This window comes from Candidatus Neomicrothrix sp. (assembly GCF_035329545.1).
Taxonomy (GTDB): Bacteria; Actinomycetota; Acidimicrobiia; order Acidimicrobiales; family Microtrichaceae; genus Microthrix; species Microthrix subdominans.
Window position 1 is genome coordinate 58,265 of sequence record NZ_DAOLGP010000004.1, and the last position, 22,761, is coordinate 81,025.

Annotated in this window: 21 protein-coding genes and 2 pseudogenes; 3 read left to right on the plus strand and 20 right to left on the minus strand. The window is 69.3% G+C overall.

Going from position 1 to position 22,761, the window contains the following annotated elements; all coding sequences use genetic code 11:
- Positions 1 to 170: 170 nt before the first annotated feature.
- The 12 genes and pseudogenes from ispG to PKD89_RS03630 form a co-directional block, all read right to left on the minus strand.
- A complete protein-coding gene (ispG, locus tag PKD89_RS03575; protein ID WP_287374237.1) occupies positions 171 to 1,406 on the minus strand; it encodes a flavodoxin-dependent (E)-4-hydroxy-3-methylbut-2-enyl-diphosphate synthase in 1,236 nt (411 codons plus the stop codon).
- Positions 1,407 to 1,476: 70 nt separating this feature from the next.
- Positions 1,477 to 3,135: a M50 family metallopeptidase gene (locus tag PKD89_RS03580; RefSeq protein ID WP_287374238.1), complete on the minus strand. Its 1,659-nt coding sequence runs from the start codon at positions 3,133 to 3,135 to the stop codon at positions 1,477 to 1,479.
- A gap of 15 nt (positions 3,136 to 3,150) precedes the next feature.
- On the minus strand, positions 3,151 to 4,302 hold the full coding sequence (dxr, locus tag PKD89_RS03585) for a 1-deoxy-D-xylulose-5-phosphate reductoisomerase (protein ID WP_289011684.1): 1,152 nt from the start codon (positions 4,300 to 4,302) through the stop codon (positions 3,151 to 3,153).
- A gap of 42 nt (positions 4,303 to 4,344) precedes the next feature.
- Positions 4,345 to 5,895 (minus strand): phosphatidate cytidylyltransferase, encoded by a 1,551-nt coding sequence (locus PKD89_RS03590; protein ID WP_289011683.1) that lies wholly within the window; start codon positions 5,893 to 5,895, stop codon positions 4,345 to 4,347.
- An 81-nt stretch (positions 5,896 to 5,976) separates the two neighbouring features.
- The gene (gene frr, locus PKD89_RS03595; RefSeq protein WP_287374241.1) at positions 5,977 to 6,546 is read right to left on the minus strand and encodes a ribosome recycling factor; all 570 of its coding nucleotides are present in this window, start codon (positions 6,544 to 6,546) and stop codon (positions 5,977 to 5,979) included.
- A gap of 88 nt (positions 6,547 to 6,634) precedes the next feature.
- Positions 6,635 to 7,357 carry a UMP kinase gene (gene pyrH, locus PKD89_RS03600; protein ID WP_287392558.1) on the minus strand — a complete coding sequence of 241 codons (723 nt, stop codon included), beginning with the start codon at positions 7,355 to 7,357 and terminating at the stop codon, positions 6,635 to 6,637.
- A 68-nt stretch (positions 7,358 to 7,425) separates the two neighbouring features.
- Positions 7,426 to 8,223, minus strand: a complete 798-nt coding sequence (gene tsf, locus PKD89_RS03605) for a translation elongation factor Ts (RefSeq protein ID WP_287392561.1) — start codon at positions 8,221 to 8,223, stop codon at positions 7,426 to 7,428.
- Positions 8,224 to 8,447: 224 nt separating this feature from the next.
- Positions 8,448 to 9,269 (minus strand): annotated as a pseudogene (rpsB, locus tag PKD89_RS03610) (30S ribosomal protein S2); the annotation flags it as partial.
- A 164-nt stretch (positions 9,270 to 9,433) separates the two neighbouring features.
- Entirely contained in the window at positions 9,434 to 10,003 is a 570-nt protein-coding gene (locus PKD89_RS03615; RefSeq protein ID WP_289011681.1) for a murein hydrolase activator EnvC family protein, read from the minus strand.
- Positions 10,004 to 10,052: 49 nt separating this feature from the next.
- A complete protein-coding gene (locus tag PKD89_RS03620; protein ID WP_289011680.1) occupies positions 10,053 to 10,916 on the minus strand; it encodes a tyrosine recombinase XerC in 864 nt (287 codons plus the stop codon).
- A 142-nt stretch (positions 10,917 to 11,058) separates the two neighbouring features.
- Positions 11,059 to 12,384 carry a DNA-processing protein DprA gene (locus tag PKD89_RS03625; RefSeq protein ID WP_289011679.1) on the minus strand — a complete coding sequence of 442 codons (1,326 nt, stop codon included), beginning with the start codon at positions 12,382 to 12,384 and terminating at the stop codon, positions 11,059 to 11,061.
- Positions 12,384 to 13,949 carry a YifB family Mg chelatase-like AAA ATPase gene (locus tag PKD89_RS03630; RefSeq protein WP_289011678.1) on the minus strand — a complete coding sequence of 522 codons (1,566 nt, stop codon included), beginning with the start codon at positions 13,947 to 13,949 and terminating at the stop codon, positions 12,384 to 12,386. Before PKD89_RS03630 ends, PKD89_RS03625 begins: the two co-directional genes overlap by 1 nt.
- A 306-nt stretch (positions 13,950 to 14,255) precedes the next feature.
- Between PKD89_RS03630 and PKD89_RS03635 the strand changes: the two genes are divergently transcribed.
- On the plus strand, positions 14,256 to 14,483 hold the full coding sequence (locus PKD89_RS03635; RefSeq protein WP_287374250.1) for a hypothetical protein: 228 nt from the start codon (positions 14,256 to 14,258) through the stop codon (positions 14,481 to 14,483).
- A gap of 12 nt (positions 14,484 to 14,495) precedes the next feature.
- Here the strand turns inward: PKD89_RS03635 and PKD89_RS03640 are convergent, their stop codons facing one another.
- The 6 genes from PKD89_RS03640 to PKD89_RS03665 form a co-directional block, all read right to left on the minus strand.
- A complete protein-coding gene (locus PKD89_RS03640) occupies positions 14,496 to 15,674 on the minus strand; it encodes a hypothetical protein (protein ID WP_289011677.1) in 1,179 nt (392 codons plus the stop codon).
- A 26-nt stretch (positions 15,675 to 15,700) separates the two neighbouring features.
- Positions 15,701 to 16,018 carry a PIN domain-containing protein gene (locus tag PKD89_RS03645; protein ID WP_289011676.1) on the minus strand — a complete coding sequence of 106 codons (318 nt, stop codon included), beginning with the start codon at positions 16,016 to 16,018 and terminating at the stop codon, positions 15,701 to 15,703.
- A gap of 67 nt (positions 16,019 to 16,085) precedes the next feature.
- On the minus strand, positions 16,086 to 16,334 hold the full coding sequence (locus tag PKD89_RS03650; protein WP_287374253.1) for a hypothetical protein: 249 nt from the start codon (positions 16,332 to 16,334) through the stop codon (positions 16,086 to 16,088).
- A 41-nt stretch (positions 16,335 to 16,375) separates the two neighbouring features.
- The gene (locus tag PKD89_RS03655; protein ID WP_289011675.1) at positions 16,376 to 16,783 is read right to left on the minus strand and encodes a YraN family protein; all 408 of its coding nucleotides are present in this window, start codon (positions 16,781 to 16,783) and stop codon (positions 16,376 to 16,378) included.
- A 130-nt stretch (positions 16,784 to 16,913) separates the two neighbouring features.
- Entirely contained in the window at positions 16,914 to 17,258 is a 345-nt protein-coding gene (gene rplS, locus PKD89_RS03660; protein ID WP_287392583.1) for a 50S ribosomal protein L19, read from the minus strand.
- 197 nt (positions 17,259 to 17,455) lie between these two features.
- Positions 17,456 to 18,613 carry a thiolase family protein gene (locus PKD89_RS03665; RefSeq protein ID WP_324332278.1) on the minus strand — a complete coding sequence of 386 codons (1,158 nt, stop codon included), beginning with the start codon at positions 18,611 to 18,613 and terminating at the stop codon, positions 17,456 to 17,458.
- A 15-nt stretch (positions 18,614 to 18,628) separates the two neighbouring features.
- Here PKD89_RS03665 and PKD89_RS03670 point away from each other — a divergent pair, with 15 nt between their 5' ends.
- On the plus strand, positions 18,629 to 18,970 hold the full coding sequence (locus tag PKD89_RS03670) for an ATP-binding cassette domain-containing protein (protein WP_324332279.1): 342 nt from the start codon (positions 18,629 to 18,631) through the stop codon (positions 18,968 to 18,970).
- Positions 18,971 to 19,026: 56 nt separating this feature from the next.
- On the plus strand, positions 19,027 to 19,188 hold the full coding sequence (locus tag PKD89_RS03675; protein WP_289011622.1) for a hypothetical protein: 162 nt from the start codon (positions 19,027 to 19,029) through the stop codon (positions 19,186 to 19,188).
- Positions 19,189 to 19,197: 9 nt separating this feature from the next.
- On the opposite strand, the gene PKD89_RS03680 is transcribed toward PKD89_RS03675, so the two are convergent.
- On the minus strand, positions 19,198 to 20,034 hold the full coding sequence (locus PKD89_RS03680) for an SWIM zinc finger family protein (RefSeq protein ID WP_289011621.1): 837 nt from the start codon (positions 20,032 to 20,034) through the stop codon (positions 19,198 to 19,200).
- A pseudogene (locus PKD89_RS03685) lies at positions 20,034 to 22,070 on the minus strand (DEAD/DEAH box helicase); the annotation flags it as partial. The gene PKD89_RS03680 and the pseudogene PKD89_RS03685, both read right to left, overlap by 1 nt.
- Positions 22,071 to 22,761 lie beyond the last annotated feature (691 nt).

The window sequence follows — 22,761 nt, forward strand, 5'->3', positions numbered from 1 at the left end:
CGCCGAACCGGGGAGCCCAAAGCGCGCCCAGACGGTCGTTTCCACTCCCGACTTCCACAAGGGTTCCGAACCGGGGAGCCCAAAGCGCGCCCAGACGGTCGTTTCCACTCCCGACTTCGGTTGGGTGGGTGGGTGGGTGGGTGCGTGCGTGCGTGCGTGTGCGGCCCGGCTCAGGTGGTCTTGCGGATCAGCTCGACGACCGCCTCGGAGTCATTGGCGTCGTCGCCCCGTTCGCCCAGGTTGCGGGCCCGGTCCTCGGCCGCTGCCTTCTTGGCCTCCGACTTGGTGCTGCGGGCCCGATCGAGGGCCGCTTCGGTGCCGTGCTCGACGATGTAATCGGCCCACTCGACCAGGGTGTCGACCATCTCGTCCTCGGGCACGACCGCCACGTTCTCGCCTTTGACGAACAGGTGGCCCCGCTTGTTGCCGGCGGCGATGCCCAAGTCGGCGTCGCGGGCTTCGCCCGGCCCGTTGACCACGCAGCCCATCACAGCTACCTGCAACGGGATCTGGCGTTCGCCGAATGCCTTCTGGGCCCGCTCGGCCACGCCGATCACATCCACCTCGGCCCGACCACACGACGGACACGCGATCAGGTCAACGCCTTTGCGCTCGCGTAGGCCCATCGCCTCGAGCAGCTGACGGCCGGCGCGCACCTCCTCCACCGGATCGGCGGTGAGCGAATAGCGGATCGTGTCGCCGATGCCCTCGGCGAGCAGCGTGGCGATGCCGGCGGTGGCCTTGATGTAGCCACCGGGCAGCGGACCGGCCTCGGTGACCCCCAGGTGCAGCGGGTGGTCGGTGACGTCGGCCAGCTGGCGGTAGGCCTCGATCATCAGGGGCACGTTGGAGGCCTTGACCGAGATCTTGATGTCCTCGAAGCCCACCTCGTCGAAGTAGGCCATCTCCATCTGTGCCGATTCGACCATCGCCTCGGGGGTGACCTTGCCGCCATAACGCTCGTACAGCTTGGGATCGAGCGAGCCGCCGTTGACGCCGATACGGATCGGCACCCCCCGGTCCTTGGCTTCCATGGCGACGGTCTTGATGTGCTCGGGGCGGCGGATGTTGCCCGGGTTGAGCCGCAGGCATGCCACCCCCGCCTCTAAGGCGGCGAGCGCCATCTTGTACTGATGGTGGATGTCGGCGACGATCGGCACCGGGCTGCGGGGCACAATTCTCGCCAGACCCTCGGCGGCCTCGGCGTCGTTGCAGGTACAGCGCACGATGTCGGCCCCGGCAGCGGCCAGGGCGTAGATCTGGGCCAGGGTCCCATCGACGTCGGCGGTCTTGGTGATCGTCATCGACTGGACGCTGACGGGGGCGCCGTCGCCGACGGGCACGTCGCCCACCATGATCCTGCGGGTCGGCCGACGTTTGATGGTGCTGGAAGCTCCTGGGTCCATGCCGTCCTTTGTCTGGGACCGCCCGATAGCTGGACCGTCCTCGTGCTTGGTCGTTCCGGGTCTGCCGGGATCAGAGTTTGATCGGGCTCACCACGTCCATATACACCGTACTGAGGAAGAGCAGCCCCAACACGCCGACCACGATCACCGCCACCGGGTACATCTTGGCGGGGTCGATGAAGTAGCGACGGCCGTCGCCCTTCAACTTCTCGCGAATGCGCTCGTAGAAGGCGATGGCGATGTGCCCCCCGTCGAACGGCAACAGGGGCACCAAGTTGAACAACCCGATGAAGATGTTGAGCACGGCGAGCAGCAGCAGCAGTTGCCCCCAGTCCACCTCGGCAAGCCCGGTGGCGATCGAGGTGGCGCCGATCAGGCTCATCGGACGGGTTGCGTCCTGCTCCATGCTCGCCTGGCGGGCGGTCGCAGCCGGGGTCGGCTCGTCCGACACGTTGCCGCCGGAGGGCCCGGTGGTGGCCGCCCGACCGAAGAAGTCGACCAGGTTGGCCGGGTTCAACACGGTCACCAGGCCGGTGACCGAGTCCCGCGACAGCTGCCAGAAGGTGGTCACCGAGGCGCCGGCCGCCTCGACCGGGTTTTTGCCAACCTCGGCGTATCCCGATGTCGTGCCGATCATGCCTTCGGGCTCGGTGGCGGCGACCGCCTTGCCGAGCTTCAGGTAGGTGCTCTGGGTGCGTGTTTCGCCATCGGCCACGTAGTCGATCTCCAGCACCCCGCCTGCCGCTGCCTTGGTGGCGGCCTTCAGGTCGACCGCCGAGTTGATCGGCACGTCGTTGATCTCGGTGATGACGGCGTCCTCGCTGAGGCCCGCCTTGTCGCCGCGCTCGCCGTAGCCCTTGACGACCGCCTGGTCGCCGATGAAGAACAGGCTGAGGTCCTCCCCCACCGTGCCGATGACCGACGCCCGGGTACCGAGGGTGGCCGTCAGGTCCAGGGTCTTGCCGTCCCGTTCGACGACGATCGGTACCGTCTCGCCCGGACGGGCGCGTACCTCGTCGCTGAGGTCCTCCTGGCCACCGACCTTGGCGCCGTCGACCGAGAGCACCCGGTCGCCCGATGCCATGCCGGCCTCGGCGGCGGCCGAACCCGGCACGACCGACTCGACCGACCACACGTCCGGATCGGCCTGGTCGAAGAAGGCGAAGTGGGCGAACAACAAGATGAAGGCCATCAAAAAGTGCATGGCCGAACCGGCCGATGCCATCGCCACCCGATCCTTGAAGGAGGCCTGGCGGTAGGAGCGGGCCTCGTCCGAGGCCGACACCTCCTCGTCGCGCAGCATGCCTGGCACCTTGACGAAAGCACCGGCGGGGATGGCTCGGATGCCGTACTCGGTCTCGCCTCGTTGGGTCGACCAGATCCGGGGCCCGAAGCCGATGAAGAACTGCGTGACCTTCATGCCGGCCCGCTTGGCCATGAGGTAGTGGCCCAGCTCGTGCATGGTGATCATGAACAGCAGGGCCAGGATCACGACGACGAGGGCCCATCCCTGCCACCACCACAGGGCGACCAGCGCAGCGACGACCAGCGCCAGGCGCCAGACCCCGGCCCGTTCCATGTCCGGCTCGTCCAGCGTTCCGTCCGGCACCGTGTTGGTGCTCGTCACGGTCGTTCCGGCCTTGGACTTCCGCTCGTTCGTCGGTTGATCAGCGCCCTCGGCCGGAGGCTCGTCGGGCAGCGTGCTGCGGGTATCGCTCACGTCGGTCATCAGGCGGAAGTCTCCTCAACGGCGGCGGGCGATGATGCGGTCGGTCACCTGGCGTGCCTGCCGGTCGGCATGCAGCACGGCATCAACGCTGTCGGCCAGTGTGCCATCCCACTGGCCCAGTGCCTCGTCGGTCAGCTCGGCGATCTGTGTCCACCGGAGCCCCCCGCTGAGAAAGGCCTCAACAACCACCTCGTTGGCCGCCGACAACCAGGCCGGGGCCGTCTCGCCCAAACGCCCGGCGGCGTAGGCCAGGTCGAGGCAGCGGAACGTGTGCCGGTCGGGCGGCTCGAAGTCGAGCGTGACCGCCTGCGTCCAGTCCATGCCGCCGAAGGCGGTGCCGAGGCGGTCGGGGTAGGCCAGCGCATACCCGATCGGCAAGCGCATGTCGGGCATCGACACCTGGGCCATCGTCGTGCCGTCGGAGAACGCTGCCATCGAGTGCACGATGGACTGCGGGTGCACGACCACGTCGATGTGGTCGTATCCAACACCGAACAGCTCGTGGGCCTCGATCACCTCCAGCCCCTTGTTCATCAGGGTGGACGAGTCGATCGTGATCTTGGGCCCCATCGACCACGTCGGGTGGGCGAGGGCCTCCTCGACGGTCACGTCGGCCAGGTCCTCAATGCTGCGACCGCGGAACGGCCCGCCCGACGCAGTCAACACCACCCGGGCCAGCCGCTCCGGGATGTCGTTGGCCCGCAGGCACTGATGAATGGCGCAGTGTTCGGAGTCGACCGGCACCAGCTCGGCGCCCGGGGTGGCCCGAGCCCGCTGCACGACCGGGCCGCCGGCGATCAGGCTTTCCTTGTTGGCCAGTCCCAGGCGCTTGCCGGCGTTGAGAGTGGCCAGCGTGACCCCCAAGCCGGCGAAGCCGACCACTCCGTTGATCACCACGTCGGCGACGGCGGCGGCGGCCTCCAACGCTTCGGGGCCCACTTCGAGGTCGACGCCGACGGGAAGCAGCCCTGCCAGCTCGCCAGCGCGGCTGGCGTCGGTCAGCACCACGACGTCGGGCCGGACCGCCGCCGCCTGGGCGGCCACCGCCTCGACCGATCCATGGGCGCTCAGCGAAGCGACACGAAACCGCTCGGGCTCGGTGGCGATGACGTCGAGGGTCTGGGTGCCGATCGAGCCGGTCGAACCCAGCACCGCAACGTTGATCATGCGGGCTCTGCCCGAGCTCGATCGATCATGTGGGCTCTGCCCTTACCAGCCGGTGACGGTGACGAAGTACGCAACCGGCAGCACGAACAGCAGTGCGTCGAAGCGATCGAGCACGCCGCCGTGGGACGGCAGCACCGTGCCCATGTCCTTGACCTGAAGATCGCGCTTGAGCATCGACTCGGCCAGGTCGCCCAACGGGGCAGCCAGGGGACACAACACCGCGAACAGGGCCGTGCGGGTGGAGAAGCTCTCGCTGCCGAGCAGCCCCGGCGAGGTGACCGTCAGGTAGATGAACGTGACGAGGATCGACACGACCACTCCACCGAGCAGGCCTTCCTGGGTTTTGTTGGGGCTAACGGCGCGCAGGGCACCGCCGAGCGGTGACGCCCCCAGCGTCTTACCGATGAAGTAGCCGGCGGTGTCGTAGGTGACCGCTGCGACGACCGCACCGAAGAGCAACCAGGCGCCGCCCTTGCCATCGGGGGAGGCGCGACCGAGGCCGATCAGCAGGGCAGCGAAGCTGCCGAGGCCACCGACGTAGAGCATGCCGAGCATCGTTGCGCCGAGGTTTTGAACCGGTTGGTCCCCCGGGGAGACGAACAGGTACCACATCATGCCGGACATGGCCGCCAGGCCCAGCACGATCGGATAGGCCGCGGAACCCACCTGGTAGGCACCGATGACCAGGCCGACGATGCCGGCGAGGCCGACCAGTCCGGCCGGGGTATAGCCACCGCGGTGCAGCGCACCCATCATCTCGGTGCCCGACACCCCGAGTACGACGACGATGAGGATCATCGCCGGAATTTGGCCGAGCCAGAACGCCAAGATGCCGACGGCCACCAGACCGACGCCGACCATGATCGCCTGGGGAAGGTTCCGATCCCCGCTGCTCTCGTCCTCGGGCCGACGGGCTCGAGGGGTCGGCGAGGGACGGCCGCCGTCGTCAGGGGCGGGCGCCGGACGACGCTGCCGTCCGGAGGGCGGACCGTTGCCCTGGTCGGGGGATGGACGGCGGGATGGGCGTGGACCCCCGGGTGCCTGGGGTGGAGCGGAGGACGAGGAGGTGCGCGGCCCTGCGGGGCCTGCCGGGGCGCGCCGGGGCCCATCGGGAACGGGAGCGGGACGGCGGGGAGCCGGCTCCTCTCGTGCGCGGGGAGCGCTCCGTCCGGGCGGCGGTGGCACCAGCGAGGCGGACACCTCGGTCGAGGGGCCGTCGCCCTCCGGGTCGCTCACCCGAGGCTGCTGACCGGGGTCGATCGAGTAGTTGTCCGACAGATACGGGTTGTCCTCGGGATCCTGCCCCTCGTCGTCGAGGGCGCCCACGCGAAGGTGGGTATCGGCAAGATCATCGAAGGCCATCGGCACATCATCGCCCCGGGTTTGGCTCTCGCCCCGATACACCGGTCCGGTCGCCGGCTCGTTCTGGCCGGTGCTCACCACAGAGGGCACCTGCCCGGTCGGGGGCGCCGACCAGTCGGGCAACTCGAAGCCGTCGTCCGGCCCGGCTGCATCCTCCGGTCGCACGAGCGAACCGGTGTCGCTCTCATCGAACCACGATGCAAACGGATCGTCGTCGTCTGGTCCTGCCATGGCGCTACTCCCCTGCCTCGTCTGGCCGTGCCGCACGAAGCGGCCGGAGGGTCCAGCGTGGTTGCCCACCCACCATCGTCATCAGACCTCCATCAAATCGGTGGTCTTGGCGTCGATCGCCTGGTCCACCTGGATCTCGAACGCCTTCGCCACCTTGTCGATGCGCTCGATGGCGCGGTGCAGTTCGTCCTCGGAGATGTCGCCGGCCTTCTCAAGCGATTCGACCTCCTTGCGGGCGTCTCGCCTGGTGCCGCGCAGCGAGTTCTTGCCGTCCTCTGCCTTCTGACGAGCGAGACGCACGAACTCCTTGCGCCGCTCCTCGGTGAGCTGCGGAAAGGCGAGGCGGATGTTGACGCCGTCGTTGCTCGGGTTCAACCCCAGGTTGGATTCCTGGATCGCCCGCTCGACCGCCCCCATCGAACCCTTGTCGAAGGGGGTGACGACCAGCATGCGAGCGTCGGGGACCGAGAAGGACGCCAGCTGTTGCAGCGGCACTATCGAGCCGTAGTAGTCGACCGGCAGCTTCTCGACCAGCGCCGGGCTGGCCCGACCGGTTCGAATCGACGCCAGGTCGGACCGGGTGTGGGCCACGGCGCGCTCCATGCGCTCCGAGGCATCATCGCAAATGAGGGTCACCAGTTCTTCGCTCATGTCTCAGCCCACACTACCGAGGCCGAACGCACAGAGCGGGGACGGGTGCCACATCGGCACGGACGCCCGCCGCCAAGCGGCAGCCCAGCTAGCTGACGAGCGTGCCGATATCCTCGCCGGCCAGCAGCCCGGTCAGGTTGCCGGCGCCCATCAGGTCGAACACGACGATCGGCAGTTCGTTGTCCATGCACAGGCTGGTGGCGGTGGAGTCCATCACGTTGAGGCCCTTCGACAGCACGTCGAGGTAGCTGACCTCCCGCAGCAGCTCTGCGTCCGGATCCAGCTTGGGGTCCGCCGTATAGACGCCCTCGGTGCCGGAGTGGGTGCCCTTCAGCATCACCTCGGCGTCGATCTCGACCGCCCGCAGCGCAGCGGCGGTGTCGGTGGTGAAGAACGGGTTGCCGGTGCCGGCGGCGAAGATGACCACGCGGTCCTTCTCCAGGTGCCGCATGGCCCGCCGCCGGATGTAGGGCTCGGCCACCTGCTGCATGTGGATCGCCGACTGGACCCGGGTCTCCTGGCCCAGGCGCTCCAGCGTCTCCTGGAGCGCCAGCGCGTTGATCGCGGTCGCCAGCATGCCCATGTAGTCGGCCTGGGCCCGATCCATGCCGGCGCCTGCGCCGGTCAGGCCCCGCCAGATGTTGCCGCCACCGACGACGACGGCCAGGGCCACGTCGAAGCGCGCCTTGACGTTGACGATGTCGGTGGCCAGGCGGGTGACCACGTCGCCGTCGATGCCGTTGCCGGCCTCGCCGGCGAATGCCTCACCCGAAAGCTTCAGCAGTACCCGGGACCAGCGTGGCTTCTCCATCACGTCTCCATCCTTGCGCGGTTGGGCCCGGACGACCAGTGCGCCGGACCCGACATCGTCAACCGGCGTTAGGACTCGCCGATGATCGCCTGAGCGAAGCGAACGACGCTGGCCTCACCGAGGCGCTCGTCGACGGTCTGCTTCTCGCCGAACATTCCTTGTTCCGGAAGCACCCGCTCGGCGTACCAGGAGGACATACGGCCTTGAACGATCTTGGGCACGGCCTGTTCGGGCTTGCCCTCCTTGCGCGTCAGCTCCTCGAAGCTCTGCAAGGCCTTGGCGGCCAGATCGGAGGAGACCTCATCGCGGGTCATCGCCGTCGGCTTGGCAAAGGCGACGTGCAGGGCCACTTCGTGGGCCAGTTCGGCGTCGTCGGTGCCGGTGACCTCCAACAGCACGCCGTTGACGCCGCGGCCGTCCTGGACGTGCAGGTAGGCGTCCAGCAGGTTGCCGTCGGCGGCCTCGAAACGCACCGCCGAGCCGATCTCGATGTTCTCGCGCTTGGCCAGCTTCAGGCTGTCGAGCTCGTCGTTGAGCTCGGAGACGGCCTCGGGCCCGCGTGCCAGGACGGCATCCGCCATCTTCTGAGCCAGTTCGATGAAGTCATCGGCCTTCGCCGAGAAGTCGGTCTCGGATTTCAGCTGCACCATCGCAGCGGAGTTGCCTTCGGTCGCCATGGCGACGGCGCCCTCATTGTTCTCTCGGTCCTCGAGCGCCGCGACCTTGGTCAGGCCCTTTTCCCGCAGGATCCGGGCGGCCTTGTCACGGTCGCCGTCGGCGGCCACCAGGGCGCGCTTGGCATCCATCATCCCGGCGCCGGTGGCATCGCGCAGCGACTTGACGTCCTTGGCGGTGACCTCGCTCATGCTTCCTCCGCCTGCTTGGCTTCCTCGGTGTTCTTTTCGTCTTCGGCAGCCACTGCGGCGACGTCGGCCGGTGAGGCCTCGGGCGCAACCTTGACCTCGGCCTCCTCCACCGGCGCAGGCTCGGCCACGGTCTCGGAGCTCTGATCCTCGGAGGCCTTCGCAGCCCCTGCATCCTTCGCCGGCGACTCGAGGGGCTCGTTGAGACGGCGCTCGCGCTCGGCGGCCTGGGCAGCAGCCTCGTTCCGGGCCTGATCCTGGGCGGCCTGGTGCGCGGCCTGCTCTTCGGGCGTGCGCTCGACGGGCTTGGGGGCCTCGGGGGCGCCACCTGCATCCTTGGGTTCGCCGTGGCCGCGCTTGTTGCGGATCTGGCGACCCTCGTTGACCGCGTCGGAGATCACGCGGCTCATCAGGGCGCCCGAGCGGATGGCGTCGTCGTTGCCCGGAATCACGTAGCTGATGATGTCCGGGTCGCAGTTGGTATCGACCACCGCAACGATCGGCAGGCCCAGCTTGTTGGCCTCGGTCACCGCGATGTCTTCCTTCTTGGTGTCCAGGATGAACACCGCGTCCGGCAGCGACTCCAGGTCGCGGATGCCATACAGGTAACGCTCCAGCTTGGCCAGCTCGCGGGTGAGCAGCAGCGCTTCCTTCTTAGGCATGGCCTCAAACTCACCGGAGTCGCGCATGCGCTGGTACTCCTTCATCTTTGAGATCCGCTTGGAGATGGTCTCAAAGTTGGTCAGCATGCCGCCCAGCCAGCGCTGGTTGACATAGGGCATGCCGCACCGCTCGGCGTAGCTCTGCACCGAGTCCTGGGCCTGCTTCTTGGTACCGATGAACATCACCGAACCACCGTCGGCCACCAGGTCCCGCACGAAGATGTACGAGTCACGGACCCGCTCGAGGGTCTGGCGAAGGTCGATGAGGTAGATGCCGTTGCGCTCCCCGTAAATGAAGCGCTGCATCTTCGGGTTCCAACGGCGGGTCTGGTGTCCGAAGTGGACGCCCGCATCGAGGAGTTCCTTCATGGTGACTACTGGGGCCATGGTGGTGGTTCCTTCCTTCGGTTCGACGAATCCCGGGGGCGATGCGCGCAAGGCGACCGAAGGTGCGCCCGGGTGGTGATGGGTTGGGTGATCGACCCGTTTGGGCCGACCGGAGATGCTAACCCTTGGGCACAGGGGCCACCCACTCGACGGCGAGGCCCCGTCTATTCGACCAGGACCGCCCGGGCGCCGCCGAAGAAGGCGGCCGGGTCGAGGTAGCGCCGCCCGTCGCGCAACCCGAGGTGCAGGTGCGTCGCGGTGCGCCCCACCAAGTCGCGCTGGGCAACCGGAGCCCCGACGACAACGGTGATCTGGGCGAGGCCGGAGTAGGTGCTGCGCAACCCGGACGGGTGATCGATCGAGACCACACCGCGTCCAGCCACCGATCCGGCGAAGGCGACGACGCCCGACCCGATCGCCCGCACCGCAGTTCCCGGTGCCGTTGCGTACTCGATGCCGCGGTTGCCGGGCCCATAGGGCCCCTCCGGCGCCCGAAACGGGTCGGCCACCGGCGCGTCCACCGGCGGGACGAAACGGGGTCGAGATCCATCCCAGCGGGGACCGCTGTCCACCTGGCGATCTTGGGGCTGCGACGGCTGGTCGAATGACCTGGGGGCGTCAGCGGCAATGCTGGCGTTGCGCATCGGCCGGACGTCGCTCTCCGACCGGAACGACACGGCCGACGGCAACGGCGTCGTCGACAGCGCCAGCACCACCAAGGCTGCGCGCAGCACGGCGCCTCACCCGCTCAGCGTCGCGGGTGAGGGCACCGCAACGCTTCGATCAGGCTCTGGGGTGTGCGGAGTGCACGGCGGCCCGCATGCGTTCCCGGCTGACGTGCGTATAGATCTGGGTCGTCTCCAGGTCGGCATGGCCCAGCAGCTCTTGTACCGAACGCAGATCGGCCCCACCGTCGAGCAGGTGGGTGGCGAAACTGTGACGGAGCGCATGGGGATGGGTGAGAACGGGCGAGCGGCGATCGACGATGCGCCGAACGTCGCGGGGGGCCAACCGCTTGCCACGGGCGTTGCGGAACAGCTCCGGCCCGCAGCCGGCGGCCAGGTGGGCCGGACCGTCGCCGACGAGCTGGGCCTCGGCGCTTGCGACGTGTGCCCTGAGTGCCGCCACCGCAGCGTCCCCGACCGGCACCAGGCGCTCCTTGGAGCCCTTGCCCAGGACGCGGACCAGGCCGCGCTCAAGGTCGAGATCGCCCAGGTCGATGCCGCACAGCTCAGACACCCGCAGCCCGGAGCCGTACAACAGCTCGAGGATGGCGTCGTCGCGGGCCGCGGTCGGGCGTTCGGGGTTGGCGTCCTCGTCGAGCAATTGGCCAAGCTCGTCGGCGCGCAGCACGCGGGGTAGGCGCTGGGCGCCCCGAGGAGCGCTGAGCCCGGCGGTGGGGTCGCCCTCGAGCGTTCCCTCCCGGCGGTGCCATCGAACCAGATGCCGCACCGAGGCCAGCGATCGAGCCAGGGTGGCCGGGGCCAGCCCATCGTCGGCGCGTCTTCGCAGCCAGGCCCGCACGTCGTCGCGCCCCAGCTGGTCGGGCCGGGTGATGCCCGATGCGCCGCAGTGGTCGATGAACCCCTCGAGGTCACGTCGGTATGCCGCCCGGGTGGACGGAGCGAGCGAGGCGCCGCCGACCACCTCGTCGAGGCGCCACGATGCGTCGGGACTGACGTGAGCGGCGATGGGGCACAGGGTACCGACCTCGGGGGTGGCTTCGGTGGTCTCTCGGCGCGCCGGCCAGGTTCGTGGCCGGGCTTCTCGATTGGGGCACCATCGGCGTTCACGAACCCCGCCCCGTCGCCTCGAACCAACCCTCTCGCTCGACCAGCGCGCCCCGGTGGCACAAGCGACCAACCGCTGCGGCGACGTCGACCAGGCTGACGTCGACCTGCACCGAATCCAGGGCATCGGCGATGCGCTCCAGGCTGACGCGCTGCCACCCCGCAGCATCCAACACCGCCGTTTCGATCGGGTCGAACCCCTCGCCGGTGGGGTGCGAGCCATCGTCGGCGGGCACGGACCCGTGGCCAGCGACGCTGCCGGGGTCATTATCCGGCTCGCCGTCCGTCCGAGGGCCGGGTTTGTCGCCGATCTCGGCCGTCAGGTCGAACAACGGGGTTTGAGACGGCGGGCGCTGGCGGCGAGGAACGGGTGGGCAACTGCTCGCCTGACGGGACAACGCCGTCAGCACGTCGAGCACGTCGACGCACGGGTCGCAGCCTTCGGAGATCAACATGTTGGTGCCCTCCGAGGCTCGGGAGCGCACCGATCCGGGCACCGCCAGCACGGGCCGGGAACGATCGATCGCCTCCCGTACCGTGTGCATCGATCCGCCCGAGCGGGCCGACTCGACGACGACGACCACGTCGGCGAGGGCGGCCAGTAGCCGGTTACGGGCAGGAAAGCGCCACGCGTTGGGGGGAATGCCAGGCGGCCACTCCCCCAGCAGCCCACCTCCCGCCGCCACCTCCTCCCACAGGCGTCGATGTTCGGGCGGATAGATCACGTCGGGGCCGCAGCCGATGACGCCGATCGCCGCGGTGGCCTCGACAGCAAGGGCGCCCCGATGGGCGGCTGCGTCGATCCCGCGCGCCAAGCCGGACAGCACGGTGATCGAGCGACCGGCAAGCTCGGCCCCAAGCTCGGCCGCCACCTCCCGGCCCACCTGCGATGCGCGCCTGGTACCGATGATTGCGACGGTTGCGTCGTGTTCGTCCGGACCGGCGCCGCGCCCCCGCCGGAGGAGAACGGCGGGGGCGCGGGGATCGTCGGACAGTCGGGTCGGGTAGCCCTCCTCCCCGGGCATCACAGCCCGGGCATCGGCTGCGGCCAAACGCTCAGCCGTGCGGGCCACCGCGTCGCATGAGGCCACCTGTCCCTGCCAGGTTCGCCAGCGTTCGGGCTCGACCTCATCACACACCGGCGAGCGCAGACGGCGAAGGCGGTCGATGGCTTCGTGTGGTCCCGGGTCGGCACACCAGCGGGCCAACAGGCCCATGCCCATCCCCTCAAGGCCGGCCAGAGTGGCCGCCGCCAGCGCCGTCTCGCTTCCAACTGCCGGGTCGGTTGTCGACGGCTCGTTCGGGACGGCACCTGCATCGCCCATCACGCCACCGCCATCAGCTGGATGCCCACCTCGGCCCGCAACCCCAAGGCCACCTGCATCGTGGCCTCGTCGAGCGTGCCATCGGCGCCGCCGAGGTCGCGCAAGGTCAGGGCCACGGCCCGCAGTCGTGCCATGCCCCGCCCGCTCAACCGTCCGCTTCGCAAGGCCTGATCGAGCACCTCGCGCGCGCCGGGGGTCAGCCGGGTGTGGTGTTCGAGGGCCTCCAGGTCGAGCTCTCGGTTGGCCGCAACGCCGCGACCCCGGGCGGCTGCACGCGCCCGCGCCACCCGTTCGGCCACCTGCGCCGACGGTTCGCCCGCCGGGGCGTCGACCAGCTCCTCCGGGGCGAGCGCCTCGACCCGCACCCGCAGGTCGAACCGGTCGAGCAGGGGGCCCGAGATGCGCCGGGCGTACCGTCGCAGCGCCGGTTCGCTGCAACGGCACCGTTCGGGCGTGCCCGAGCCGCACGGGCACGGGTTCATCGCTGCCACCAACAGGCAGCGAGCGGGAAACGACACGGTGGCATGGGCCCGGCTCACCCGGATTGCGCCGTCCTCCAACGGCTGTCGCAGGGCATCCAGGGCATGGGCGGGAAACTCGGCCAACTCGTCCAGAAACAGCACACCACCGTGGGCCAGGCTGACCTCGCCCGGACGCATCTGGCCGCTGCCCCCACCGACCAGCGACACGACGGTGGCGGTGTGATGGGGGGCCCGAAACGGGGCCACGACGACCAGTTCACCTTCGGCACCGCGGCGCAACGGACCGGCGGCTGCCCCGTTGCCGGCGGACGAGGCCCGACCGAACAACAACCCGGCCGCCGAGTGCACCCGGATCACCTCGGCGCCACGGTCGGAGTCGAGGTTGGGCAAAAGCCCGATGCTGCGCTGGGCCAGCATCGTCTTGCCCGACCCCGGAGGGCCGAGCATCAGCAGGTGGTGGCCGCCGCCCGCAGCCACCTCGATCGCCAGCTTGGCCACGCGATGACCGCGCACCTCGGACAGGTCGGGCCCTGGGGTGACCTGTGGCACCGTCAGCTTGGGGGGATCGGGCCAACGCTCCTCGCCGGCCAGGGCTGCGACCACCTCAGCCAGCGTGGTGCCCACCAGGATCTGCCGGTCGGACAGCTGCGCTTCGGCGGCATTCTCCGACGGCACGACCACCCGGGGTGCAGCGGTGGCCTCGACCAACGGCAACACACCCCGCACGCCGCGCACCGTGCCGTCGAGACCCAGTTCGCCGAGCAGGCCGGTGTTCTCGACTGCGGCGGCATCGAGCTGACCGGAGGCGACCAGGTAGGCGATGGCGATCGGCAGGTCCAGCGCCGAACCGCTCTTGCGCAGGCCGGAGGGTGCCAGGTTGACCGTGACGACCTCGCTGCCGCTGAACGTGAGACCGGCGTTGAGGATCGCCGCCCTGATCCGATCGCGCGACTCCCGGCACGCCGCATCGGGCAGGCCGACCATGACGAACCGGGGAAGTCCCATCTTGGAGACGTGTACCTCGACCCATACGCCGCGTCCATCGACACCGAGCAGGGTTGCGGACGCGACGGTGGCCAGCATGATGCCTCGAGTTTCGTCAGGGAAGGTTTCGTCATGGAGTGGCGAGGTGTGGGCCACCTGCGAGCCGTGCACTGACCCTACGAACGATGGGTGACGCTGGGAACCCCCGGCGGCCGGGCCGCGCGACCCGCGTTGCGCCGCAGCGCCCGCCGAGCGGGGCGCACTGCCGGCTGGACCGCCCTTCGGGCACACTGGTGCAATGGGATTCAATCCTCATCTCAAGTCCGACAAGACGCCCGCCGACTATCTACTGGTGGCGGTGGCGCTGATCGTCTGTGCCGGCCTGGTGATCTGGGGCATCCTCGGGTGAGTGCTCGACGGCGGCGACCGGCGCCACCCGATCCGTTCGATCCCGGCGCCGTCGAGGTTCGTCGCGTCCAGCCGTATCAGGCCAACAAGGCCTACACCTGCCCATGGTGTCATCGTGAGCTGCCCCGGGGCCTGGGCCATGTGGTGGTCGTCCCCTACGGCGCTGCCGACCTGCGCCGCCACTGGCACCACGGTTGTTGGCAGAAGCGAGTGCGGGTCGGCTGATCCGCCCGGCGCTCAGCCGATGCGGTCCACCTGCACACTGTCGCCGTCCGGCTGCAGCACCATCGTGCCGTCCAGGCTGATCGAGGCCGGGCCGGTCGGGGCCTGCGGGCCCACATCGACCACCTCACCGACGGTGGTGATCACGACCAGCTTGGAAGGCGGTTGGTCCTCGTTCGGCCCTTCGACATCGGCTTCGGCATCCGTCCGGTCCAGCTCGGCGACGCTGAGCAGCGCGCGATCGTCGCCTCCGCCGTAGAGGTCGACCAACGGCGTGTCGTAGGTGACCACCGACCGCTCCTCCGCTTCGCCGGTCACGGTATCGAGTTCGGCCAGCGTCACCTCGCTGCCTCCATCCTCGCTCGGCCCGACGGCCACATTGGTCAGTCGCCCATCACCGCACATCACTGCGCCGACCAGTCGGGCGTCGAAGCTGTCGATGTCCAGCTCAAAGAGTCGGGCCACGTCGCCCGCCTTGGCCCCAGCGGGGCTGGGCATCACCTCGACCGTGCGCGACGCGGGCTCGGCCGACCCGCGATGTTCCGGCGAGGACATCACGTAGACGGCATCGTCACCGGCGCAGAACCGAAATCGAGGGGTGTCGTACTCGGCCTCCCCACCGGCGGCCTCGGCGGCGTCTCGGATGGCCGCTGCGTCATAGGGTGCCGAACGAAAGGCCTGATCGACCTCCTCGACCGTCGTGGCATCAACCCAGTAGGCGGTGACCGCCGCGTCGGTGCGCACCGAGACCAGCACCAGCGACCCACTCGAACCCACCACCTCGTAGGTGCCCGGCTCGTCCCACAGCTCCCCCGTCGCCTCCACCCGACCTTCCGGGCTCAGGACGATGCCACCGACGTCGCCGCAGACCCCTGACGTTCCCTGGCACGAGGAGTTGAGGACGAACCAGCTGCCGTCGTCCAGCTGGGTGCCACCGATCATGGCGCCGTCCTCGGGCCAGTCGAGCTGACCGTCGACACCGACTTTGACCAGGTGCGTGGGCCGCCCGGGCTTCCCGGTCGAGACCAGAAATTCGGAGCCGCGGGCCACGGTCGGCCCGTCGTTGGGCTCGACCGAGTTCGGTTTCGGCTGGGGTGTCGAGTCCTCACCGCCCCCGCCGCAACCCGCAGCCAGAAGCGTGAGCCCAACGAGCACGGCGAGCGCACGAATGCCGAGCCTCCAACGCCGTTCCATCGCAGCGACGGTAGTTCGGTGCATCCTCAGACCGCCTCGACATAGACGTCATCTGCCCGCTCGGCCAGCGCGCAGATGTCGCTGCTGTCCCCGGTGACGACGACTCCGCCCGGTTCCGCCAGAGCCACGATCAGCGCGTCGACGGCGGAGCCTCGACCAGCCGAGGTTCGGAGCCGAGCCGCCCGTCGGGCCAGTCTCTCGGAGACGACCGGCTCGATTCGACACGACTTCAAAAACTGGTTGGTCGGCGCATCGGGCCCGGGTCGTCCTTGGAGCGCCTCGACCATCGTCATCGTCGAGACGACCGGTGGCCAGTGACCACGACGCTCGAGCAGAACAGCCACAGCCAAGCTCCTCACCGACCGCGTTGCGAGCAGCGTGAGGCCACCACTGTCCAGCACTGCGATGCGGCTAGCCATCGGATTTGCTGAGGTGCAGGTCGATCCGATCGACGATCTCCTCGGCCCAGGCCCAGTCCTCGGTGGACGGCTCCCCCACCTCCGCCCGGAGTTCATCGAGGTAGACCTCGAGCGCAGCCACCTTGTCCCTCCGGTCGAGTTCCTCCCGCACCGCGTTCTGGAACAGCTTCGATGCCGGCAGGTCATACTCCTTCACTTGCTGATACAGATCGTCAGGCAGGTACAGCTGAATCCGGGGCATGCGCCTAAGTATGCGCCTACCACCAAACAAATCAACCGCCATCAGAAGGCGCTCTCGATGACCGAGACCTCGCCCGCCAGCACCGAGGCCACGTCGAAGCGCACCCGACCGAGCCCTCCGCCGTGTTCGACCAGCCAGGCCGCACCGAGACGACGTAGCCGCGCCTGCTTGGCGTAGCCCACCGCCAACGCCGGCACACCGAAGCGATCGCTGGTGCGGGTCTTCACCTCGACGATCGCCACCTCGCCCGGGCGACCGACCACCAGGTCGATCTCGCCTCGGGCGCAGCGCCAGTTGCGATCGAGCACCTCGTAGCCGCGGGCCTCGTACCAACGAGCCACCCTGGCCTCGCCCCAGGCGCCGAGCGCTTGACGCGAGCGGTCGACGGGGTCGCGGGAGGGCCGCCCTGAGGAGGGACCGCCAGGCGTTGGCTCGGCGCTTATGGTCATTCCCCCAGCATGGGCGACTCTGACCACCGGCCGACATGGTGCACGCACCCCGGGGAGTGCAGCCCGCAAACTGAAGAAGCGAGCCTCAGCGGATCGCCGAGGCCGGGTTGCCGACGTCAGGTACGAGGTATCAGTTGCGCAGTTCGCGGATCTTGGCCCGCTTACCCACCCGATCGCGCAGGTAGTACAGCTTGGCCCTGCGCACGTCGCCGCGGCTGACCACCTCGAGGTGATCGATCGTCGGGCAGTGCACCGGCCAGATGCGCTCGACGCCGACGCCGTAGGACACCTTGCGGACGGTGAAGGTCTCGTGCACCCCGCCGTGCTCACGACGAATGACCGAGCCATGGAACACCTGGATGCGCTCCTTCTGACCCTCCACCACCTTCACGTGAACCTTCACGTTGTCGCCAACGGCAAAGTCCGGCAGGTCGTCTCGGACGGTACCGGCGTCGATGAAATCGGTGGCCTTCATATTGAGCTCCGGAGGATTGCGGCGTGGCGACGGGCGAGCCACGGAGTGGCTCGGGGGTTCGCAACGAGCGCCGCGGTCAGGCGAACGGGGAACCGGGAAATGGTAGCGGTCGTCGGGCCTCCTGACCAAGCGCAGACCGGCCCGGGCTGCGTCACGGTCGGGTGGGCGGCCGGGTGGGCGGCCGGCGACCCGAGCGGTCAGGCTCGCTCGATCACCGTGGCGGCACCCATGCCACCCGCTGCGCACATCGTGGCAACCCCCCACTGCTTGTCGGTGCGGGCCAACTGGTGCGCCATCGTGACGAGCATGCGGGCACCGGTGCAGGCGACCGGGTGGCCAAGCGAACAGCCCGAGCCCACCTGGTTGGTGATCTCGTCGTCGAGGCCCAGCTCCCGGGCCGAGGCGACCGCCATCGACGAGAACGCCTCGTTGATCTCGATGGCGTCGATGTCCCCGATGCCGATGCCGGCCAGCTTGAGCGCCTTGGGTACCGCCAGCGTGGGCGCGAGACCGTTGCGCTCCACGGTGTCGGCCACCGAGGCCCACGAGCGGACGATCGCCAACGGCGTCAGGCCGTGGTTTTCGGCGAACTCCCGGCTGCACAGCACCATCGCTGCGGCGGCGTCGTTAAGGCCGGAGCTGTTGCCGGGGGTGACGATCGCCCCTTCGAGCATCGGGTTGATCACGGGAAGCGAGGCCAGCTTCTCCAGCGAGGAAGTGCGCCGGGGATGCTCGTCGACGCTGAACTCGGCGCCGTCGCCCAATGGCACCGACACCAGTTCGGCATCGAAGTAGCCGCTGTCGATGGCGGCGATCGCCCGCTGGTGGGAGTGGAACGCCCACTCGTCTGCCTGCTCGCGGGTGACGCCGGCGATGCGGGCGGTGTTCTCCCCCACGGTCATCGCCATGTTGAACGCCGGGGTGATGTCGGTCTCGGGGTGGGCGGCGGGCAGCCAGCTCTGTGGGGATCCGTCGGGACCGGGCTTCATCGTGGCGGGGGCGGGCGACATGGACTCGACGCCGCCCGCGATGCCGCACTCGACCATGCCGGCAGCGATGTTGGCCGCCAGGTAGTTCACCGCCGACATCCCCGAGGCACACCAGCGCTGGATCGCTGCACCCGGCACGTTGTCGAGCCCCAGCTCGATGGCGGTGTAGCGGGCGATGTTGCCGCCGCCCTGCATCGACTCCCCCATCACCAGGTCCTCGATCGCCTCACCGGGAACGCCCGAGCGTTCCAGGGCGGCGCCCACGGCCACCTCGGACAGCTGCTGGGCGGTTGTCGCCGCCAGAGTGCCTTTGTAGGCGGTGCCGATAGGGGTACGAACAGCGCTTGCGATTACAACATCAGCCATCGGGGCAGCCTACCCGTGGAACGAAAACGAGAACACGTTCTCGTTTTCGTTTTCTTATCCCCCATGCTCTTCGCCACGTTGTCACCGATCGGCGCAATGCAATCATCGAAGCCACCGAGCTTCGCAGAACCTTGTCGACACCCACGCCATGGACGGCATCGACCTGGCCGCCGAGAGAATGGCTGCCTGACGGCGCTGCTCGGCCCCAACGGTGCCGGCAAGACCACCCTCATCTCGGCGGTGGCCACCCTGGTGAAGCCCGACTCGGGCACGCTGATGGTCGGCGACATCGACGCCATGGCACAGCCTCAGCGCGTGAGGCCCATCCTGGCCTTGTCGGCAATCCGCGTTGGCTAGCCGAGACGCCTGCCACCGAAGGAGCAGCGGCATGACCATCGGCAGCGTTCGCCTGGGTGTTCATCGTGTTCGGCCTCGTCTCCGGCAACGCCCCGGCCGCCCAGGGCATGTCGATGCTCATCATCCCCTTCTCGTTCATCTCCAGCGCCAACGTGCCGGTGTCGTCGATGCCCGGCTGGATGCAACCCATGGCCACCCTGCGCTTCGGCCGCCGCTGAGCCCGTTGGTCAGAGGTCGGTCGGGCCGTCGGTGATGATCGGCTCGTAGGCGGCGGCGAACAGTTCGTCGACCATCGTTCCGGCGGCGTCGATGCCGAGCTCGCCAAGGCGGGCCAACACCCGGTGGGGAGGGTCGGGCGCGGGCGACACGCGAACGTGGAGCGGCCGAGCGCCGGCGTCCAATCTTCCGGGGGTGAGGGGCCACCACGACGGCAGGCCCGCGCTGCCGCTCGCACCTTCTGCGCCGGCGGCTTGGAGGAAGGCCAGCACCTCGTCACGGCCACGGCCGTGCCACTCCAACAGCTTCCACGGGTCGTCGTCGAGCTGGTCGGCGAAGACGTACAGCACCGCGGCAATGTGCTTGCACGGGTTCTCCCAGTCCGGACACGAGCAGGTGGCCCGCAGGTCGGACCAGGTGGCGGGAAACAAGGCGAACCCGGCATCGGCGCAGGCGGCTTCCAGCTCGGGCGGCACCTCACCGGCCAGCAGGCCGGCTGCGAAGCGCACCTGGGATCGCAGCGTCTGCTCCAACGCCAGCCACTGCGCGTCGGTCGGCTCGTCGCAGCGGACCGTGACCGCGTACGGGGTGCGGCGCGAACCCTGCACCTGGGCGACGATCATGCCGGGGTTCACCTCCACCGACAGCACCTGGCCGCTGCGGGCGTAGCGGCGACCCCGCTGCATGCGCCCGCCCAGCCCGTAGCTGTCCAACATGGTGACGAAGCGCCCCGACCACCACTGCTCGGCCATGGCGCCGCGCTGCTTGGACGTGGCGATGCCATCGGCGGGCAGCGGCTTGGATGCCGGATAGTTCTGCCAGCGATCGTCCCAACCCCGGCGTGCCATCAGCCGACCTCCCGGTCCCGCAGCGAGATCACGCTGCGCAACTCGGCGGTGCTCAGCTCGGTTACCCAGCCCTCGCCGGTGCCAACCACCGCTTCGGCCAGCGCCCGCTTCTCGTTGATCATGGCGTCGATGCGCTCCTCGATCGTGCCCACCGACACCAGCTTGTGCACGTCGACCGCGCTGGTTTGCCCGATGCGATAAGCGCGGTCGGTCGCCTGATCCTCCACCGCCGGATTCCACCAGCGGTCGAGGTGGATCACGTGGCTGGCGGCGGTGAGGTTCAGCCCGGTTCCACCCGCCTTGAGCGACAGGAGGAAGATCGGCGGGCCGTCGGGATCGTCGAAGGCGGTCACCATCTCGTCCCGGCGTTTGCGGGGAACGCCGCCGTGCAGCCACAGCGGTTCGATGCCGTACCGGCGGGCGAAGTGGGCCGCCAACAGGTCGCCCCACGCCGTGTACTGGGTGAAGCACAGCACCTTGTCGCCGACGTCGATGATCTCGTCGAGCAGTTCCTCGGTGCGGGCGAGCTTGCCCGACCGCCCCCGCAGCGCCGACCCATCGCCCAGGAAGTGGGCCGGATGGTTGCAGACCTGCTTCAGCTTGGCGATCGCGGCCAGCACCATCCCGCGGCGGGTGATGTCGGAGTCGTCGGGCGGTTCCTCCGGCGGCGCCGCGGCGCCGCCGGCCTTCGAGGGGCGACGCTTTTTGGGTTGTTCGGGCCGCTCCAACCGCTCGTCCATCTCGTCCATCGATTTCAGCAGGTCATCGACCACCGCCTGGTACAGCGTCGCCTGCTCGTCGGTCAGCGTGCACAGCTGGGTCCGCTCGATCTTGTCGGGCAGGTCGTCGATGATGCTGCGGTCGGACTTCAGGCGGCGCAGCACGAACGGGCCGGTGATGCGTCGCAGCAGCGCCGTGGTCTCTTCGTCGCCGTCGCGTTCGATCGGCCCAGCAAAGCGCTTGGCGAACGATGTGATCGTGCCGAGCAGGCCGGGGTTCAGCACGTTCATCAACGACCACAGCTCGGCCAGGCGGTTCTCCACCGGTGTGCCGGTGAGGGCGATGCGCCGGGAGGCGGTCAGCGCTGCGGTGGCCTTGGCAACGTGGGTTCGGGGGTTCTTGATGTGCTGGGCCTCGTCCAGCGCCAGCCGACCCCAACTCACGGCGCCGAGATGGTCGGCGTCTCGGGCGACCAGCGAATAGGTGGTGAGCACCACGTCGGTGGCCGCCGCCCGCTCGACAAAGTGGGACTCGTGGTCGTGCCGGTCGCCGCCGTGGTGCACCAGCACCGACAGCCCGGGGGCGAACCGTTCGATCTCCCGCTGCCAGTTGCCCAGCACCGACACCGGTGCGATCACCAGGGTGGGCCCGGGCGCCGGGTCGGCCAGCACGGTGGCGATGAGCTGCGCTGTCTTGCCCAGGCCCATGTCGTCGGCCAGGCATGCACCCAACCCCAGCCGTCCGAGGAAGGCCAGCCAGCCCACGCCCCGCTGCTGGTACGGGCGGAGGACGCCCTCGAACCCGGGCGGGTCAACCACCGGGGTGACCGTTCCCGACAGCGCGTCGTCGAGCAGTTGACCCAGCCACCCGGTGGCGGCCACGCCCTCGATCTCGAGCTCGTCGGGTGCGTCCAGGTCGCCGAGTCCCAAGTGGGCTCGCAACAACTCGGACACCTCGGCCTCGCCGACCGTACCCGCTGCCGCCACGAGTGCGGCCACCCGGTTGGGGTCGATCTGCACCCACTGGCCCCGAATTCGCACCAGCTGCGACTTGGCGGCTGCGGCGGCCTCAAGCCGCCTCAGATCGGCCTTGTTCAGCTTGGTGTCGCCAAGCGCGGCCTGCCAGGTGAAGGACACCAGGGTCTCCAACCCGAGGCCCGACCCGGTGACCACGCCCGGCGGGCTCACCGCCTTGGCCCGCAGCCCGAGGCGCGCCCGGTTGGTCCACCACGAGGGCAACAGCACCGATACCCCCACCTCGGCCAACGGCTCCACCCGCTCGGCGAACGTCAGCAGCCGGGGCGTGTCCAGCGTGAGCGAGTTCGGGACGGCCTCGTCAAGCACGGGTGCCAGCTCGGGCGCCAACCTCACAGCCCGGCCAAGCTGGCCGAGCAACTCGGCCACCCCGTCGGCGCCGAACAGCGCCCGGTCCTCCCACAGCTCAGCCAGGGTGATCAGCAGGGAGGTCTCGTCGGTGTCCTGGGCCAGCAACTGCAGCCGCCACTGGCTCGCCGCCGTTCCGCGGGCGCATGGGGGCGGCTCGTGTACCCGGATCGCCAGGCGAACCCGGGTGGCGTGATCGGCGCCCGCAGCGATCCACCCGTCGACCCGCTGGGCCAGCGCGCCCACCCGTTCCGGGTCGATGCCGTCGGCCAGTCGGCCGTCGTCTCGACCCAGGGCTTCCACCCACGCATGGGGCACGGTCCGCCGGCCGGGCCGACTTGGCACCAGCGCGTGCCCGCTGTTGGCAAGCCGCCCCCTCACCTGCCTGTCGAGCGTCCCGGCCAGTGCCAAAGCCGCCGCACGGTGCCCCTCGGGGGTGTCCTCCACCACGAGCGCGGCGATCATGTCACGGTCGCCGACGGCGGGCAGCGGCCACCACTCCGCCCTACCTCGGCCGTCAGCACTGCGGGTGAGGGCCGGGACGAACCTTCCGGCGTCCACCAGCGAACGCGCGACCGCTGCCGTCCGCTCCTCGTCAGGCAACAGCCCGCGAGCGCCCAGGTCA

Coding starts and splice junctions, on each gene's coding strand:
- dxr (WP_289011684.1), bottom strand. CDS start 4,302: ATGATCAACGTTGCGGTGCTGGGTTCGACCGGCTCGATCGGCACCCAG.
- PKD89_RS03580 (WP_287374238.1), bottom strand. CDS start 3,135: ATGACCGACGTGAGCGATACCCGCAGCACGCTGCCCGACGAGCCTCCG.
- tsf (WP_287392561.1), bottom strand. CDS start 8,223: ATGAGCGAGGTCACCGCCAAGGACGTCAAGTCGCTGCGCGATGCCACC.
- rplS (WP_287392583.1), bottom strand. CDS start 17,258: ATGAAGGCCACCGATTTCATCGACGCCGGTACCGTCCGAGACGACCTG.
- ispG (WP_287374237.1), bottom strand. CDS start 1,406: ATGGACCCAGGAGCTTCCAGCACCATCAAACGTCGGCCGACCCGCAGG.
- PKD89_RS03590 (WP_289011683.1), bottom strand. CDS start 5,895: ATGGCAGGACCAGACGACGACGATCCGTTTGCATCGTGGTTCGATGAG.
- PKD89_RS03655 (WP_289011675.1), bottom strand. CDS start 16,783: ATGACCATAAGCGCCGAGCCAACGCCTGGCGGTCCCTCCTCAGGGCGG.
- PKD89_RS03630 (WP_289011678.1), bottom strand. CDS start 13,949: ATGCTGGCCACCGTCGCGTCCGCAACCCTGCTCGGTGTCGATGGACGC.
- frr (WP_287374241.1), bottom strand. CDS start 6,546: ATGAGCGAAGAACTGGTGACCCTCATTTGCGATGATGCCTCGGAGCGC.
- PKD89_RS03665 (WP_324332278.1), bottom strand. CDS start 18,613: ATGGCTGATGTTGTAATCGCAAGCGCTGTTCGTACCCCTATCGGCACC.
- PKD89_RS03625 (WP_289011679.1), bottom strand. CDS start 12,384: ATGGGCGATGCAGGTGCCGTCCCGAACGAGCCGTCGACAACCGACCCG.
- PKD89_RS03680 (WP_289011621.1), bottom strand. CDS start 20,034: ATGGCACGCCGGGGTTGGGACGATCGCTGGCAGAACTATCCGGCATCC.
- PKD89_RS03640 (WP_289011677.1), bottom strand. CDS start 15,674: ATGGAACGGCGTTGGAGGCTCGGCATTCGTGCGCTCGCCGTGCTCGTT.
- pyrH (WP_287392558.1), bottom strand. CDS start 7,357: ATGGAGAAGCCACGCTGGTCCCGGGTACTGCTGAAGCTTTCGGGTGAG.
- PKD89_RS03650 (WP_287374253.1), bottom strand. CDS start 16,334: ATGCCCCGGATTCAGCTGTACCTGCCTGACGATCTGTATCAGCAAGTG.